Annotated in this window: 15 protein-coding genes; 13 read left to right on the forward strand and 2 right to left on the reverse strand. The window is 73.6% G+C overall.

The annotated features are described in order from the left end of the window. Positions 1-66 precede the first annotated feature (66 nt). From ABZT74_RS15180 to ABZT74_RS15205, 6 genes are all read left to right on the forward strand, one after another. Entirely contained in the window at positions 67-903 is an 837-nt protein-coding gene (locus ABZT74_RS15180) for an undecaprenyl-diphosphate phosphatase (RefSeq protein ID WP_356174944.1), read from the forward strand. Positions 904-1,053: 150 nt separating this feature from the next. Beyond that, the gene (locus ABZT74_RS15185) at positions 1,054-1,785 is read left to right on the forward strand and encodes a FadR/GntR family transcriptional regulator (protein WP_356435212.1); all 732 of its coding nucleotides are present in this window, start codon (positions 1,054-1,056) and stop codon (positions 1,783-1,785) included. A 70-nt stretch (positions 1,786-1,855) separates the two neighbouring features. Beyond that, positions 1,856-2,890, forward strand: coding sequence for an asparaginase (locus ABZT74_RS15190; protein ID WP_356174947.1), 1,035 nt, complete (start codon positions 1,856-1,858; stop codon positions 2,888-2,890). Between the two features lie 90 nt (positions 2,891-2,980). After that, positions 2,981-3,931, forward strand: a complete 951-nt coding sequence (locus tag ABZT74_RS15195; RefSeq protein ID WP_355872825.1) for a glutaminase — start codon at positions 2,981-2,983, stop codon at positions 3,929-3,931. A 103-nt stretch (positions 3,932-4,034) separates the two neighbouring features. Then, a complete protein-coding gene (gene mptB / locus ABZT74_RS15200) occupies positions 4,035-5,441 on the forward strand; it encodes a polyprenol phosphomannose-dependent alpha 1,6 mannosyltransferase MptB (RefSeq protein WP_356435214.1) in 1,407 nt (468 codons plus the stop codon). Positions 5,442-5,500: 59 nt separating this feature from the next. Continuing rightward, positions 5,501-6,886: a glycosyltransferase 87 family protein gene (locus ABZT74_RS15205; RefSeq protein ID WP_356435217.1), complete on the forward strand. Its 1,386-nt coding sequence runs from the start codon at positions 5,501-5,503 to the stop codon at positions 6,884-6,886. Here ABZT74_RS15205 and ABZT74_RS15210 read toward each other — a convergent pair. Together ABZT74_RS15210 and rho are read right to left on the reverse strand one after the other, a co-directional pair. Further along, entirely contained in the window at positions 6,858-8,051 is a 1,194-nt protein-coding gene (locus ABZT74_RS15210) for a D-alanyl-D-alanine carboxypeptidase (RefSeq protein ID WP_356435220.1), read from the reverse strand. The two genes, ABZT74_RS15205 and ABZT74_RS15210, sit on opposite strands and share 29 nt — an antisense overlap. A gap of 88 nt (positions 8,052-8,139) precedes the next feature. Beyond that, the gene (gene rho / locus ABZT74_RS15215) at positions 8,140-9,279 is read right to left on the reverse strand and encodes a transcription termination factor Rho (RefSeq protein ID WP_356435222.1); all 1,140 of its coding nucleotides are present in this window, start codon (positions 9,277-9,279) and stop codon (positions 8,140-8,142) included. 672 nt (positions 9,280-9,951) lie between these two features. Between rho and ABZT74_RS15220 the strand changes: the two genes are divergently transcribed. The 7 genes from ABZT74_RS15220 to ABZT74_RS15250 all read left to right on the forward strand — a co-directional run bounded on the left by ABZT74_RS15220 (position 9,952) and on the right by ABZT74_RS15250 (position 15,669). Continuing rightward, positions 9,952-10,617 (forward strand): SDR family NAD(P)-dependent oxidoreductase, encoded by a 666-nt coding sequence (locus tag ABZT74_RS15220; RefSeq protein WP_356174961.1) that lies wholly within the window; start codon positions 9,952-9,954, stop codon positions 10,615-10,617. Between the two features lie 156 nt (positions 10,618-10,773). Beyond that, positions 10,774-12,027 (forward strand): cytochrome P450, encoded by a 1,254-nt coding sequence (locus ABZT74_RS15225; protein WP_356435224.1) that lies wholly within the window; start codon positions 10,774-10,776, stop codon positions 12,025-12,027. 116 nt (positions 12,028-12,143) lie between these two features. Then, entirely contained in the window at positions 12,144-12,896 is a 753-nt protein-coding gene (locus ABZT74_RS15230; protein WP_356174967.1) for a nuclear transport factor 2 family protein, read from the forward strand. Further along, complete coding sequence (locus ABZT74_RS15235; RefSeq protein ID WP_355872805.1) at positions 12,893-13,234, forward strand: YciI family protein; 342 nt, start codon at positions 12,893-12,895, stop codon at positions 13,232-13,234. The genes ABZT74_RS15230 and ABZT74_RS15235 overlap by 4 nt, the downstream gene beginning before the upstream one ends. Next, positions 13,231-14,574 carry an RNA polymerase sigma factor gene (locus tag ABZT74_RS15240; RefSeq protein WP_356174973.1) on the forward strand — a complete coding sequence of 448 codons (1,344 nt, stop codon included), beginning with the start codon at positions 13,231-13,233 and terminating at the stop codon, positions 14,572-14,574. Before ABZT74_RS15235 ends, ABZT74_RS15240 begins: the two co-directional genes overlap by 4 nt. After that, positions 14,571-14,750 (forward strand): hypothetical protein, encoded by a 180-nt coding sequence (locus ABZT74_RS15245; protein ID WP_356174976.1) that lies wholly within the window; start codon positions 14,571-14,573, stop codon positions 14,748-14,750. Before ABZT74_RS15240 ends, ABZT74_RS15245 begins: the two co-directional genes overlap by 4 nt. A gap of 91 nt (positions 14,751-14,841) precedes the next feature. Beyond that, positions 14,842-15,669 carry a class I SAM-dependent methyltransferase gene (locus tag ABZT74_RS15250; protein ID WP_356435227.1) on the forward strand — a complete coding sequence of 276 codons (828 nt, stop codon included), beginning with the start codon at positions 14,842-14,844 and terminating at the stop codon, positions 15,667-15,669. Positions 15,670-15,685 lie beyond the last annotated feature (16 nt).

The following is a 15,685-nucleotide window of genomic DNA, read 5'->3' on the forward strand; positions in this document are numbered from 1 at the left end:
GCGTAGGCAACACTGTCTCCTGCACTGTCTACAGCACTGTCGTCCATCTCCTCAGAACTGGATCCCATGAGCGTCATCAACGTCGGTCAGGCCGTCGTCCTCGGAGTCGTCGAGGGGGTGACCGAATTCCTTCCCGTCTCCTCGACCGGCCACCTCAAGATCACCGAGGGGCTGATGGGGATCCCCGTCGACGACAACGCCGTCGTCGGCTTCTCCGCGGTCATCCAGGTCGGCGCGATCGCGGCCGTGCTCGTGTACTTCTTCAAGGACATCGTGCGGATCGTCTCCGCCTGGGGCCGCGGGCTGCGCGACAAGGAGCAGCGGACCAGCCACGACTACAAGTTCGCCTGGTGGGTGATCTACGCGACGATCCCGATCGTGATCGTGGGTCTCGCGGCCAAGCCGCTGATCGAGGGTCCGCTCGCCTCGCTGTGGGTGGTCGCTGCATCGCTGATCGTCGGAAGCGGTGTGATGTGGGCCGCCGACCAGATGGGCCGCCACAAGCGCGGTGAGGACGACACGTCGTTCAAGGACGCCATGCTGGTGGGCAGCTCGCAGATCCTCGCCCTGCTCTTCCCCGGTTTCTCGCGCTCCGGCGCCACCATGTCGACGGCGCTCATCCTCGACCTGGACCGCGTCGCCGCCACCCGGCTGTCCTTCTTCCTCGGCATCCCGGCCCTCACCGGCGCCGGCATCTACGAGCTGAAGGACGCGCTCGGCACCGGTGTGGGCGCCGCCCCGCTCGTCGCCGGCACCCTCGTGTCGTTCGTGGTCGCCTACGGCTCGATCGCCTGGCTGCTGAAATTCGTCGCCAAGCACTCCTTCAACGCCTTCGTGATCTACCGGCTCGTCATCGGCGTGGCGCTCCTCGGGCTGCTGGGCGCCGGAGTCCTCGACAGCTAGAAACCATCCGGGGCGCCCGCGCGAGTGCCGCCCCAGGGCATGTACGACACGCTCCCAGGGGGCGCGGAGCCGCGAGACCGGGCTCCGCGCCCCCTGGTGCGTGCCGCACCCGGTTTGACAGGTCCTTCACCCATCCGGAGGATCGCGTACGTGAACCTGTCAGACAGCCAGACAGGTGGTCCGGTGCCGCGGCGCGTCAGCGCGATGGAAGCGGTACTCACCCACCTCCGCGACGCCATCGAGCGCGGCGACCACGCCGTCGGCGACAAGCTCCCCTCCGAGGCGGAGCTGTGCCGCCGGCTCGAAGTGAGCCGCCCGGTGCTCCGCGAGGCGCTGCGGGCCCTCCAGGCGATGGGCCTGACCGTGTCCAGGACGGGCAAGGGCACCTTCGTGGTCGCCGCCACGGTCCAGGACCCCACCCTCGGCGACTACACGGCGGGCGACCTGCTGGAGGTGCGCCGCCACGTCGAACTCCCCGTCGCCGGCTACGCGGCCGTGCGCCGCACCCCGGAGGACCTCGACCGCCTCACACGGCTGCTGGACCGGATGGAGCGGGAGACCGACACCACGGCCTGGGTCGCCATGGACACCGTCTTCCACATCACCGTCGCCGAGGCCTCCCAGAACCCCGTCTTCCGCCGTGTCATCGAGGAGATCCGGGACGCGCTCGCACGGCAGTCGGCCTTCCTGAACGAACTGGGCGGCCGGCGCGAACAGTCCGACCGCGAACACCGGGCGATCCTCGAAGCGCTCGCCGACGGCAGCGAACACGACGCCGTCGACGCGATGGCCCACCACCTGGACCGCGTGGAGACCACCCTCGCCTCCATCGTGCGCCCCGAGCGCGCGGACACCCCCACGAAAGGCCGCCCCGAGTCATGAGCGAGCGCACCCGAAGCCAGGACGGCCCGGCGCACACCCCGGGCACCCGGATACGGAACGGGGCCCAGGCGTGAACCCCGCCCCGGTCCACGCCGGCCCGCGCCCGGCGGCGGCGCCCGTCATCCGCGAACCCCTGCACGCTCCCGTCGCCCAGCTCGTCCGCGGCGGTGTCATCGAGGGCATCCACTACGGCTCGGTCGTCGTCCTGGGCGCCGACGGCGGCGTGGAGCTCCAGCTCGGCGACATCGAGGCCGCCTTCTACCCGCGCTCGGCCCTCAAGCCCGTACAGGCCGTCGCGATGCTGCGCGCCGGGCTCCCGCTCGACGGCGAACTGCTCGCCCTCGCCGCCGCGAGCCACTCCGGCGAGGAGCGGCACCTCGCCGGAGCCCGCCGGATCCTGGATCTGGCCGGACTCCCGGAGGAGCGGCTGCGCAACACCCCCGATCTGCCCTACGGCCCCGCCGTCCGGGACACCTGGACCCGCCACGGCCGGCCCGCCTCCCGGCTCGCCCAGAACTGCTCCGGCAAGCACGCGGCCATGCTGTACACCGCGCTCCTCAACGACTGGACGCTCGACGACTATCTCGACCCGGAGCACCCGCTCCAGCGGGCCGTCGCCGCGACCGTCGAGGACCTCACCGGCCAGGCCGTCGCCCAGGTCACCGTCGACGGCTGCGGCGCGCCCCTGTTCTCCGTCTCGCTGCACGGGCTCGCCCGCGCCCTCGTCCGGATCGCCGGAGCCGCGCCGGGCACCCCCGAGGCACGGGTGGCGCGCGCGATGCGCGAGCACGCCGAGATGGTCTCCGGGGAGGGCCGCGACGTGGCGGCCCTGATGCGCGCCGTCCCGGGGCTCGTCGCCAAGGACGGCTTCGAGGGCGTGCAGGTCGCCGCCCTGCCGGACGGCCGCGCCGTCGCCGTGAAGATCGCCGACGGCGCCGACCGGGCACGCGTCCCGGTGGCCGCCGCGGCGCTCGCCCGGGCCGGGGTCGACCCGGCGGCCCTGACCGCCTTCGCCGGCGCACCGCTCCTCGGCGGCGGCGCGGTCGTCGGTCACATCCGTCCCGTCCGGGCTCTCGATCCGATCGGCGCGGTGGCCCACGTCTGAGGGCGCCGCACGGGGCGTCCCGTCCTTCACCGCCCCGACCAGCCGAAGCGACGGTCCGGGGACGAGCCGCGCGACCGGGAGGGCCGCACAATGGTGATCATGCCTGGGGAATCGTCGTATCCGTCGTCGCTGACGTTCCAGCCGGTCCTGGAGCGGATCGCCACCGAGGTCGCCCAGACGCCCGGACGCGGCCGGCCCGCCGACTACATCCCGGCGCTGGCCGCCTGCGACCCGCGCCGCTTCGGCATGGCCGTCGCCGAACTCGACGGCACGGTGTACGGCGTGGGGGACTGGCGCGAGCCGTTCTCGACGCAGTCCATCACCAAGGTCTTCACCCTCGCCCTCGACCTGGCGCGTGAGGGCGACGCGCTCTGGGAGCACGTCGGGCGCGAGCCCTCCGGCAACCCCTTCAACTCCCTGGTCCAGCTGGAGTACGAGAACGGCATCCCGCGGAACCCCTTCATCAACGCCGGCGCCCTCGTCGTCACCGACCGGCTGCAGACCCGGACCGGCGACGCGGCCGGCGCCCTGCTGGAGTTCCTGCGCGCCGAGAGCGGCAACCCCGGTCTCGCCTTCGACCAGGACATCGCCGCCTCCGAGGCCGCGAACGGCGACCGCAACGCGGCGCTCGGCCACTTCATGGCGTCGTACGGCAACATCGACAACCCGGTCCCGGTGCTCCTGGAGCAGTACTTCCTGCAGTGCTCGATCGCCGCGTCCTGCGCCGACCTCGCCCTCGCCACCGGCTTCCTCGCCCGGCACGGCATCCGTGCCGACGGCGGCCGGCTGCTGACCCAGAGCCAGGCCAAGCAGATCAACGCGATCATGCTGACCTGCGGGACGTACGACGCGGCGGGCGACTTCGCGTACCGGGTGGGGCTGCCCGGCAAGAGCGGGGTGGGCGGCGGGATCATCGCCGTGGTGCCGGGCCGCTGCACGCTCTGCGTCTGGAGCCCGGGCCTCGACGAGCGCGGCAACTCGGTCGCGGGCGTGGCGGCCCTGGACCGCTTCACGACCCTCACCGGTGTGTCGGTGTTCTAAGCCCCGACGACGGGCACAGGGAGGTCACGCGCCGGACCCCGTCAGGAGAGCGCCACGTCGCCTCGCGGCCACTCGGCGTTGACACCCTGACCGAGTGTTGGCCATGGCTTTTCCCGTCGATCTCCGCCGCTGTCAGGCCCTCGGCCTGGCCGGTACCGCCTTCCTGGCACTGGGCGGCGAGACCGCCGGGGCGCTGCCCGCCCACGACTTCCTCGCCCCCGGTTCGGGGCAGGCCGTGCTGGGCCTCGTCGGCGTGTACTTCGGCGTCGTCCTGCTGATAGCGGCCTGGGTGCTGCTCGGCTCCGTCGTCCGCGGGCCCGAACCGCCCACCCCGCGTTCCCTGTTGCTCGTCCTCGCCGTCTGGGCGGCGCCGCTGCTGCTCGCGCCGCCCCTGTTCAGCCGGGACGTCTACAGCTACCTCGCGCAGGGCGCGATGGTCGACGCCCACATCGACGTGTACGCGCACGGGCCCGCGCAGCTCGGCGGCCCGCTCGCCGACGAGGTCGCTCCCGTCTGGCAGCAGACGGCCACGCCGTACGGACCGGTTTTCCTCGTGGTCGCCTCCGTCCTGTCGGCCCTGACCCGCGGTCAGCTCCCGGCGGGACTGCTCGGCATGCGTCTGATCGCGCTGCTCGGTGTCGCCCTGATGGCGGCGGCGCTGCCTCGCCTCGCCCGGCACAGCGGCGCCGATCCGGCCGCCGCGCTGTGGCTCGGGGCCCTCAATCCGCTCGTCCTGCTGCACCTGGTGGCCGGCGCGCACAACGACGCCATCATGCTCGGCCTTCTCGGCGTCGGCCTGGTGGCCGCGCGCGGCCGGTGGCCCGTCCTGGGTGTCGTCCTGATCACGCTCGCCGCCCTGGTCAAGGCGCCCGCGGCGCTCGGCCTGGTCGCGGTGGTCGCGTTGCGCTCGCGCGGGCGCGGACCACGGGCCGTGCTGCGGCACACGGTGACCACCACGACGGCGGCGGTCGCCACGACCGTGGTGGCGACGGCGGTCGCGGGGACCGGGTACGGCTGGATCGCCGCCCTGAAGACCCCCGTCTCGCCGCACAACTGGTCACCCACCAGCCTCCTGGGGCGCGTCACCGGTGCGGTGCTCCAGCAACTGGGCAGCGGACTCGCGCCGTTGGCCCTGCCCGCCTGGCACGCCGCCGGACTCCTCGTGACCGCGGCACTGCTGCTGTTCATATGGCTGCGGCTGCGGCCCGGCCCCGTCTACGCCCTCGGCCTGAGCCTGGCCGCCGTCGCGGTCTTCGGACCGGCCGTCCGGCCCTGGTACGCGCTGTGGGGCCTGTTCCTCATCGCCGCGGCGGCGCCCACCGGTTCGGTGCGGACCCGGGTCGCGGCCGCCAGCGCGGTCCTCGCCCTCACGGTGCTGCCGAGCGGCACCCCCGCCGACGTGGAACAGGTGATCCTCGCCGTGTCCGGGGGCGTGCTCGCCCTCGTCGTCCTCTGGCAGGCCCACCAGGCGGCCCGGCCGCAGTCACCGGTACGGGAGCGAACGGCATGACGGCGGACGGTACGACGAAGCCCCCGCGCGGCGCAACGGTCCGGAGCAGGGTGCGAGGGATGTACGGGGCGCGCGGGCGCGGCGGTGACGTGCGAGGTCCCGAGGGCGTGCCGGCGGTGCTGAGCACCGACCGCGGACGGCTCGCCCTCGTCCTCGTCCTGGCGGCGGCCGTCGGCGTGTTCACGGCCACCGTGCCGCTGCTGCGCGACTGGTTCGACCTGCGTGTCTACTACGGAACGGTCGACGCCTGGGTGCACCACGGCGGCCGGATCTACGACTACCGGGTGCCGGGCACGACGTACGGCTTCACCTATCCGCCGTTCGCGGCCCTCGGCATGCTGCCCATGGCGCTGGTCGGACTGCGCACCGCGATCGCCTTCGGGCTGCTGCTCAACCTGGCGGCCCTGGCCGTGGTGCTGGTGCTCCTGGTGGGGCCGGAGCTGCGCCGGCACGGTTGGTTCGGTCTCGCCCTGACGGCCTGTCTGCTGCCCCTGTTCGAGCCCCTCCGCGACACGTTCAGCTTCGGGCAGGTCAACCTGGTGCTGCTGGCCCTCGTGCTCGGTGACGCCCGGCTGCTGTCCCGCGGGCGCGGGCGCTGGGCGGGTGTCGGTATCGGCCTCGCCGCGGCGATCAAGCTCACTCCGGCGCTGTTCATCGTGCTGCTGCTGCTCGGTCGGCGCCCTCGCGCCGCCGGTGTCGCCACGGGCGTGGCGGCGGCGGCCACCGGGCTGGCCGCCTGGGCCGCGCCGGACGCCTCGCGCTTCTACTGGACCGACGCCCTGTGGGACACGGGCCGGGTCGGCCGGCTCGCCTATGTCTCCAACCAGTCGGTGCAGGGCGTGCTGGCCCGGCTCGCCGCGCCGGGGGAACCGAGCAGGGCCCTCTGGGCGACGGCCGTCCTGCTGGTCCTGTGCGTCTGGGCGTGGCGGGCCTCGCGCGCCCTGGCAGCCGGGGACTGGGCCGCCGCGTTCGCGCTCACCGGCCTCGCCGCCTGCCTGGTCAGCCCGATCACCTGGGTGCACCACCTGGTCTGGCTGCTGCCGTCCTTCGCCGTGCTGCTGCGCCACCGCAGGCTCCGGATCGCGGCGGCGCTGTACGGGGTGCTGTGCAGCAGTGTGGTCTGGCTGTGGTTCGACGACGCGTCCGGGCTCGACGGGTTCCTCGGCAGCAACACCTATACGTGGATCACACTCGGGCTGCTGCTGTGGCTGCCGGTGGGGGAGGCCGTCCGGGACGGCCCGGACAGGGGAGCCGTGTCCGGTTCCGGGGTGGTTTCCCGTGGCCTTCGGGCCGTGCGGACAACCCGCTTGACGGGGCGCCAGCCCCGCAAGGGACGTGCTCGGGTGTCTCGACAGGGCCGCGAGGCGCCGGAGCGGGCAGCCCCGAGCCGGGCCGATCCGAACGGCGCGGCCCGGATCAGCCGCGCGGCCCCCGGGCCGCCTTGAGGCGCAGGGCGAGGGCGACGCTCACGGCGCCCAGGACGGCGGCGCCGGCGATGCCGGCGACCCCCGGCCAGCCGATCCCCTCGTCGTGCGGGAGGGGGGCCGCCGCGGGACGCGCCTCGGGGCCGGCCGCCGGCACGGACCGGGTGTCGAGCAGCGTGCCCACGGGATCGACGTGGCCGGCCGCCGCGAAACCCCAGTCGAGCAGGGAGCGCGCCTCCTCGTACACGGTGAACCCGCCGCCCGCCTGAGGGTTCATCAGGGTGACCACGAGGGTGCGTCCACCGTGCCGCGCGGCGGCGACGAGGGTGTTGCCCGCGTTGGTGGTGTAGCCGTTCTTGATGCCGATCATTCCCGGGTACCGCTCCACACCGTCGGCGCCGGTCAGCAGCCGGTTGGTGTTCTGGATCCCGTACGGGGAGCCGTTGCCGGGGAACATGGAGTCGACGGTGGCGCAGTACCGGGCGAAGTCGGCGTTGCGCAGCCCGGTGCGGCCGAAGACCGCCAGGTCGTACGCCGACGAGACCTGTCCCGGGGTGTCGTAGCCGTCGGGCGACACGACGTGGGTGTCGCGCGCGCCGAGGGCGCGGGCCTTGGCCTGCATCTGGGCGGCCGTACTCGTCCAGCCGCCGTTCATCGAGGCGAGGACGTGCACGGCGTCGCTGCCGGAGTTGAGGAAGACCCCGCGCCACAGGTCCGCGACGCGATAGGTGTGTCCCTCGGCGACGCCGACCATGCTGCTGCCCTCGCCGATGCCCTCCAGCTCGCGCTCGGTGACGGTGTGCCGGATGCCTCCGGGCAGGGCCGGGAGGACGGTGAGCGCGAAGAGCGTCTTGAGCGTGCTGGCGGGCGGCAGCGGGCGGTGGGCGTCGTGGGCGGCGAGCACGTCGCCCGTACGGGCGTCGGCGACCAGCCACGAGAGCGCGGAGATGTCCTCGGGAACGCCGGGTGCCCCGGCCCGGAGCCGCGCCTGGGTCCCCTCCTGGTACAGCGAGGGAGCCGGGGAGGCCGTGGGCCGCGGTGTACCCGGGTCGTTGCCGGACAGGGCGGCCGCCTGGCCCGGTGCGGCGGCCAGCGCTCCGGCCACGCAGAGGACGGAGCAGCGGGCGGCGACGCGGGAGACCGCGGTGCGAGTGACGGCAGTCCGGAATGAGAATCCGATGGTCATACCGCAAACGTAGGAACGGAGTCGCGACACGCCGGGATGGCCTGGCCGGGCGACGGCGTCGAGCACCCGGATGCCGCAACGGGAGAGGTCAGGAGCGCAGGGTGGGCTGCACCTGCCGCAGGAAGGCCGCGTTGTCGGGCGTGGCGCGCAGACGCTCCAGGAGGGTCTCCAGGGAGGTCTGGCCGTCCCGGGTCTGCAGGGCACGTCGCAGTCCTCGTACCGTCCGCAACTCGGCTGCGGGGAGGAGCAGTTCCTCGCGGCGGGTGCCGGACGGGTTGATGTCGACGGCGGGGAAGACGCGGCGGGTGGCCAGGGTCCGGTCGAGCCGGAGCTCCATGTTGCCGGTGCCCTTCAGCTCTTCGAAGAAGTACTCGTCGGCGCGGGAGCCGGTCTCCACCAGAGCGGTGGCGAGGATGGTGAGGGAGCCGCCTTCCTCGGCGAGGCGTGCGGCGCCGAACAGCCGCTTGGGGCCCTGGAGCGCGGCGGCGTCGACGCCGCCGCTCAGGGTGCGGCCGCCGGCGGAGGCCGCGTTGTTGTGGGCGCGGCACAGCCGGGTGAGGGAGTCCAGAAGGATCACGACGTCCTGGCCCGCCTCGACGAGCCGCTTGGCCCGCTCGACGACGAGTTCGGCGAGCGCGATGTGCTGCCGGGGAGTCTGGTCGAAGGTGGAGGCGAAGACCTCGCCGCGTACGGAGCGCCGCATGTCGGTGACCTCCTCGGGCCGCTCGTCGAGCAGCACCACCATCAGGTGGCATTCGGGGTGGTTGCCGGCGACGGCCGCTGCGATCTGCTGGAGCAGGACCGTCTTGCCCGTCCTGGGCGGCGCGACGATCAGCCCGCGCTGGCCTTTGCCGACCGGCGCGAACAGGTCGACGACGCGTCCGGCGGCTCCGCTCGCCGGGTGTTCGAGGCGCAGCCTGTCACGCGGGTGGAGCGGGGTGAGGTCACGGAAGTGCGGGCGGTGGCGCAGCTCTTCGGGCGAGCGTCCGTTCACGCGCTGGATCTCGGTGAGGGTGCGGGGCCCGCCGCGTACGCCTTCGAGGGTGTCGCCCTTGCGCAGGCCGTGCCGGCGGATGAGCGCGGGGGAGACCTGGAGGTCGGCGGACGAGGGCAGGCAGTCTGTGGAGCGCAGGTGCCCCTTCCCGTTGCCGTCGATGTCGAGGACACCGGTGGCGGTCTGGGTCCGGGGCTGCTCCTGTACAGGGGGGTGTTCGAGTGTGGTGGTCATGGGGTGTCCTCTCGGGGACGGGACGCATGGGACATGCGGAAGGAAGGGGGGAGAGGCCGCGGAAGGGAGGGCGCTGGGCGCGCCTCGGGGCGGCGGGGCATCACCTCGGGTGCGGGTACGACGGGAACGCGTCCCTGGTCGTGCGCGGGAGGTGGTGCGGGAAGCTGGTCCGCCGGTCGGAGTCGACGGCGTGTCAGCGAGGAAGAAATGAACCGGCACCGGCGCCTGAACGAAGAGGCGTACACAAGTGCTGGGGCTACCGTACCACTGGTGTGGCGGGCCCGACAGTGATCCGCCTCTCGGCGGTCCGTGTTCGTCCGGGTCAACGCGCCGGTGGTCCTGCCTATTCCCGCGCACCCTCGGGGCCTTCCGAGCCTTCTCGGGGTGTTTCCGTGGACGAGGGCGCGGGCAGCGGACGGCCCGGGGCAGGGGCCGGTCAACTCCCCTTGCTGTAAGCCTGGTTGGGGACACGTGGCCGGGATCCCGACCGGGCCGACGTCCGGCGCGGTCGGGCGGGTGCGCGCGGTGGGGGCATGGGCGGCACGGAGGGCCGCCGGGCCTCGCTCCCGGCGTGCGGTGTCGGTTCGGCGACGGCGCATCTACGCTGAACTGGCCGCCTTCGAGCAGTCCGCCGGCCCCCTTCGATCCGCTCAGACCACCCGAGGTGAGGACATGACCACGATCGCCGTCATCGGAGCCGGTCCCGGTCTTGGCGCGGCCGTCGCCCGGCGGTTCGGCCGCGAGGGCTTCGGGATCGCCCTCGTCTCGCGCAACCAGGAGCGGGTGGACGCACTGGCCGCCGAGCTCACGGGCGCCGGCCTCACGGCACGCGGTTTCGCCGCCGACGTGCGCGATCCGAAGGCGCTCGCGGCGGTCTTGGACGCCGTGCCCGAGGCCCTCGGCCCCATCGAGGTGCTGCAGTACAGCCCGATTCCGCACCCCGACTTCATGCGGCCGGTCCTGGAGACCCGCCCCGACGACCTCGTCGGACCGATCGAGTTCTCCCTCTACGGGCCGGTGGCCGCCGTACGCCAGGTGCTGCCCGGGATGCGCTCCCTCGGCCGCGGCACCCTCCTGTTCGTCAACGGCGGCAGCGCGGTGATCCCGCACGCCGAGCGGGCGGGCACCTCGATCGCGTTCGCCGCGGAGAGCGCGTACGGCCATCTGCTGCACGACACGCTCGCCCCCGACGGCATCCACGTCGGACAGCTGATCATTCCCGGTGCCATCAGCCCCGGACACCCCCGCAAGGACCCGGGCGCGCTCGCGGAGACCCTGTGGGGGATGCACCGGGACCGCCACGGCTTCCGGCACTTCGCCGACGACCTGGACAGCTGACCCTTTCCGGCCGAATCCCGGACGCGGGTTCCCCGCGGGCGCGAAAGCGCTCCCGGAGGTGCTGCGCGCGCTGCTCCGAGCGGACACAATCGATCGTCGCAGGACGCCGACGGTGTCGTGCGACCGTCAACTCGGCCCCGCAGCAAGGAGAACCCGGTGGACAACCCGCCCCTCACGCCGCACCGCCTGGACCCCGCCGGCGGCTGCCCGCACGCCGACAACGCGCGGCTGCTCGCGCGGGGCGCCGTCGCGACGGTGCTGCTGCCCGGCGGCGTGGAGGGCGCGGCGGTGCTCGGACACGACGCGCTGCGGGAGTTCCTCGCCCACCCCGACGTCGCGAAGGGGGCCGAACACTTCACCGCGCTGCGCGAGGGACACGTCGGCGCGGGCTGGCCGCTGCTCACCTTCGCCACCGTGCGGGGCATGACGACCGCGGACGGCGAGGACCACCGGCGGCTGCGGTCCCTGGTCAGCAAGGCCTTCACCGCTCGCCGGGTGGAACAACTGCGCCCCCGGATCGCCGATCTGACGGACAGTCTGCTCGACGATCTGGGCGCGGCCGCGCGGGACGGCGGGGGAGTGGCCGACCTGCGCCGGCACTTCGCGCTGCCGCTGCCGATGGGTGTCATCGGTGAACTCCTCGGTGTCGAGGCCGAGTACCTCGATCGGCTCCACCATCTGTCCAACCAGGTCGTCGCCACCGACATCGGCCCCGAGCAGGTCGTCGCCGCGAACCGTGAACTCGTCGCCGTGCTCGCCGCGGTGGCCGCCGCACGCGCCGAGAACCCCGGCGACGACCTCACCAGCGCGCTGATCGCCGCCCGGGACGAGGAGGGTGACCGGCTCAGCCAGCAGGAACTCATCGGCACTCTGGTCCTCATGATCATCGCCGGGCACGAGACCACCCTGAACCTCATCACCAACGCCGTACGGGCGCTCTGCGGGCACCGGGACCAGCTGGAGTCGGTGCTGCGGGGCGAGGCGGACTGGGCCGACGTCGTCGAGGAGACGCTGCGCTGGGACGCGCCGGTGAGCTACTTCCCGTTCCGCTACCCCGTACGGGACCTGACCCTCGACGGGACCGTCATCCCCCGGGGCACGCCGGTGCTCGCCGGATACTCCGCCGCGGGACGCGACCGGGCCGCGCACGGGCCGGACGCCGACCGCTTCGACATCACCCGCGCCCGCCGTAACGGCGCCGCCCGCCACCTCTCCCTCGGACACGGCGCCCACTACTGCCTCGGCGCCCCACTCGCCCGCACGGAGGCCACCATCGCCCTGCGGCGGCTCTTCACGCGCTTCCCGGACCTCGACCTCGCCGTGCCCGAGCCGGACCTCACCCGGCACGCCAGCTTCGTCGGCAACAGCGTCCGGTCCCTTCCGGTCCGGCCGGGTGCCGCACGCTCCTGACCTGCGGCGTCACCGCTCCAGGGGTCCGGACGCGAAAAAGTCCGCGGCTCCTGTCGATTCGTCGTGACCCCGTTCGTCGGTGGGGTGTAGGAAGCACCTGAGCACCGGGAGGAACCATGAAGTACATGCTGCTCGTCTGCGGCGGCGGAGACGACACCGAGGTGTCCTCGGAGACGGAACCCGTGGAACCCTGGGTGGAGGAACTGAGCGTCGAGCACGAGGTGCGGCTGCACGGCCACCGGCTGCGGCCCCCCGCCGACGCCGTCACCGTTCGCGTCCGCGGCGGTGAGGTGCTGCGCACCGACGGTCCGTTCGCCGAGACCAAGGAGTACATCGCCGGGTTCGACGTCCTCGAGTGCGACAGCCTCGAGGAGGCCGTCGCAGCCGCTGCGCGGCACCCGGTCGCGTCCGCCGGTGCCATGGAGATCCGCGCGTTCTGGGACGAGACGGACGCCGAGACCGAGATCCGCCGTCTCGGCACGGAGCTCACCGAGGCCGCGCGCGAGCGCGACATCGAGCGCGCGATGGCCTGCTACGCCCCGGACGTCGAGGTCTTCCACCCCGTGAGCGGCCAGGAGCAGAGCGGAATCGAGGCCCTCCGCAAGGCCGAGGAACTCCGGTACTCGTCGGTCACCGGGCCCGTCGGGCGCGAGGTGTCCGACTACCGCCTCCGCATCGACGAGAGCATCGCCTTCAGCCACGCCCTGGTACGGACGTGCGCCACGCTCGCGGACGGCGGGACACTGGAGACCACGGAACGCGTCACCACCGGCTACCGGGAGGCGGGCGACCGCTGGCAGATCGTCCACGAGCACAGGTCGGTACCGGCCGGAACCGGCGCCCCCGGAACCGAGGAGGTCCGGTCATGAGGTACGCCCTGTTCATCTGCACGCCCGTCGAGGGCGAGGAACTCAGCCCCGGGGAGATCGCCGACGACCCCCGCTTCACCTCGTACATCGACGAGGTCCGCGCGCGCGGCATCGTGAAGGGCGGAGCCCGGCTGCGGCCGTCCACCGACGCCACCACGGTCCGCGTCCAGGGCGACGAAGTCCTGCTCAGCGACGGCCCGTTCGTCGAGTCGAAGGAGTACGTCGCGGGCATCGACATCATCGAGGTCGCGGACCTCGACGAGGCCATCTCCCTCGCCTCCCGCCATCCGGCGGCGCTCGGCGGCGGATCGGTGGAGGTGCGGCCGGTCTGGGAGTGAACGACGACGTCGAGAACGCGGTCGCCGCCGCCTTCCACGAGGAATGGGGCCAGGTCGTCGCCACCCTCATCCGGGTGACCGGCGACTGGGACCTCGCCGAGGAGTGCGCTCAGGACGCCTTCGCCCAGGCCCTCGACCGGTGGCGGCGCGACGGAGTGCCGCGCCGCCCCGGCGCCTGGCTGACCACGACCGCGCGCCACCGTGCCCTGGACGTACTGCGCCGGGAGGCGGTTGGCGCGCAGAAACTGCGGGAGGTGGCGGTGCTGGCACGCGACGACGGACCCCGCGACCCGGAGTCCGAGGACGGGAGCGGAGTCCAGGACGACCGGCTCCGGCTGATCTTCACCTGCTGCCACCCCGCGCTGCCCATCGAGGCCCGGGTGGCGCTCACCCTGCGCACCCTGGCCGGGCTGACCACACCCGAGATCGCGCGGGCCTTCCTCGTCCCCGAGGCGACCATGGCCCAGCGGCTGGTGCGCGCCAAACGCAAGATCCGCAACGCGGGCATCCCGTACCGCGTACCGCCCGCGCATCTGCTGCCCGAGCGCACCACCGGCGTCCTCGGCGTGCTGTACCTGCTGTTCAACGAGGGGTACGCCGCCACCACCGGCGCCGACCTGGTGCGCGGCGGCCTGTGCGCCGAGGCGATCCGGCTCGCCCGTGTCCTGGCCCGCCTGATGCCCGACGAGCCCGAAGTCCTCGGCCTGCTCGCGCTGTTGCTGCTGCACGACGCCCGGCGCGGCACGCGCGTCGACGCGGCGGGCGACCTCGTCACCCTGGAGGACCAGGACCGCGCCGCCTGGGACCGGACCGAGATCGACGAGGGTGCCGCACTCCTGGAGACCGCCCTGCGCCGCGGACGCCCCGGGCCGTACCAGATCCAGGCCGCCATCGCCGCCTGTCACACCACCGCCGCGACGGCCGGCGACACCGACTGGGCCGACATCGCGGCCCTCTACGGCGAGCTCCGGCGCCTCGTCCCCTCCGCCGTCGTCCGGCTCAACCGCGCGGTCGCCGTGGGCATGGCCGAGGGCGCCGACGCCGGGCTCGCGCTGGTGGCCGAGCTGGAGGAGGAGGGCGAGCTGGCCGCGTACCACCTGCTCCCCGCCACCCGCGCGGACCTGCTGCGCCGCGACGGCCGGACGAAGGAGGCCGCCACGGCGTACGAGCGGGCGCTCGACCTCGTGGAGAACGCGGCCGAGCGGCGGTTCCTGGAGAACCGGCTCGCGGAGTGTCGATCCGCCTGGCGCGGCTTCGTCGGTGGGGTGAAGACATCTTCCGCGCCCGACGGCCGGGAGGTGTCGGCACCGCCCGCCGGACGCCCCAGGAGGACCCGATGACCACCCCACCGACCACGCCCCGCCCCGACGGCCACAACAGCGTCCGCGGCCTGCTCGCACGCCGTACCCGCCCCCGGGCCGGCGCCCCCGCCCCGTCGGCCCCGGCCCGGGAGGCGCGGCGCACGGATCCCGGCGTCCCGGACGTCTGGCTCGCCGGGCTGCGGCTCGGGAGCTGACCATGTCCGCCGTCACCTCCGGCGGCGCCCCGTGGGCCGTGAGCGCCCATCTCCTCGGCCTCGGCGGACCGCTGCCTCTAAGCTCGGCGAAATGTTCTCCCCGCAAGGTCCCACCCTCCGCGAACTGACCGTGCAGGCCCTGTCGTCCGTCGAGCACGGCTACGACCTGCTGGCACCCAAGTTCGACCACACGCCGTTCCGGACGCCGGACGCGATCCTCGACGCCGTGAGGCGGGCGCTGGAGCCTTCGGGGCCGTTCGCCGCGGGCCTCGACCTGTGCTGCGGGACCGGGGCGGGCATGGAGGTCCTGCGCGAGCTGTGCCACGACCGCGTGACCGGCGTCGACATCAGCGCCGGGATGCTCACGACCGGACGGCAGAGGCTTTCCGCCGGCACGGCTCCGCCCGCTCCGGCACCGTCCGGCGCGGCGTCACCCTCGGCCGCCCCCGCCGCGGGCGGCGGTTCACCCGCGGTCTCCTGGGTGCGCGGTGACGCCCGCGCGCTGCCTTTCGGGTCCGCGTTCGACCTGGTCGTGAGTTTCGGCGCGTTCGGGCACTTCCTTCCGGACGAACTCCCGGGTCTGTTCGCCGGGATCCACTCCGTGCTGCGCCCCGGCGGACGCTTCGCGTTCCCGATCGCCGCGCCCCCGCGGATCGGCTCGCCCTGGTACTGGGCGCTGCTGGGCTTCGACTCGGTCATGCGGGTGCGCAACGCCGTCCTGCGCCCCGCATTCGTCATGTACTACCGGGAGTTCCGGCTCGGGGACGTGCGGCGGGAGCTGGCGCGGGCCGGCTTCCGGACGGAACTGCGGGCGCTGCCGGAGTTCGGCCGCCGGAAAGACGGCAGCCCGCGGGCCCGGATGGTCGTGGCCACCCGGTCCGGCGCGCCGGACCCGCGGACGCCCACCGGGCGCGCCTGACATCCACGCCGCACGG

The sequence above is a fragment of the Streptomyces sp. NPDC005302 genome, from assembly GCF_040607345.1.
Lineage (GTDB): Bacteria > Actinomycetota > Actinomycetes > Streptomycetales > Streptomycetaceae > Streptomyces.

Excerpts from the sequence above, each read along its gene's own strand:
- ABZT74_RS15180 (WP_356174944.1), top strand. The coding sequence starts at position 67 with ATGAGCGTCATCAACGTCGGTCAGGCCGTCGTCCTCGGAGTCGTCGAG.
- ABZT74_RS15195 (WP_355872825.1), top strand. The coding sequence starts at position 2,981 with ATGGTGATCATGCCTGGGGAATCGTCGTATCCGTCGTCGCTGACGTTC.
- mptB (WP_356435214.1), top strand. The coding sequence starts at position 4,035 with ATGGCTTTTCCCGTCGATCTCCGCCGCTGTCAGGCCCTCGGCCTGGCC.
- ABZT74_RS15205 (WP_356435217.1), top strand. The coding sequence starts at position 5,501 with ATGTACGGGGCGCGCGGGCGCGGCGGTGACGTGCGAGGTCCCGAGGGC.
- ABZT74_RS15210 (WP_356435220.1), bottom strand. The coding sequence starts at position 8,051 with ATGACCATCGGATTCTCATTCCGGACTGCCGTCACTCGCACCGCGGTC.
- rho (WP_356435222.1), bottom strand. The coding sequence starts at position 9,279 with ATGACCACCACACTCGAACACCCCCCTGTACAGGAGCAGCCCCGGACC.
- ABZT74_RS15220 (WP_356174961.1), top strand. The coding sequence starts at position 9,952 with ATGACCACGATCGCCGTCATCGGAGCCGGTCCCGGTCTTGGCGCGGCC.
- ABZT74_RS15230 (WP_356174967.1), top strand. The coding sequence starts at position 12,144 with ATGAAGTACATGCTGCTCGTCTGCGGCGGCGGAGACGACACCGAGGTG.
- ABZT74_RS15235 (WP_355872805.1), top strand. The coding sequence starts at position 12,893 with ATGAGGTACGCCCTGTTCATCTGCACGCCCGTCGAGGGCGAGGAACTC.
- ABZT74_RS15245 (WP_356174976.1), top strand. The coding sequence starts at position 14,571 with ATGACCACCCCACCGACCACGCCCCGCCCCGACGGCCACAACAGCGTC.
- ABZT74_RS15250 (WP_356435227.1), top strand. The coding sequence starts at position 14,842 with ATGTTCTCCCCGCAAGGTCCCACCCTCCGCGAACTGACCGTGCAGGCC.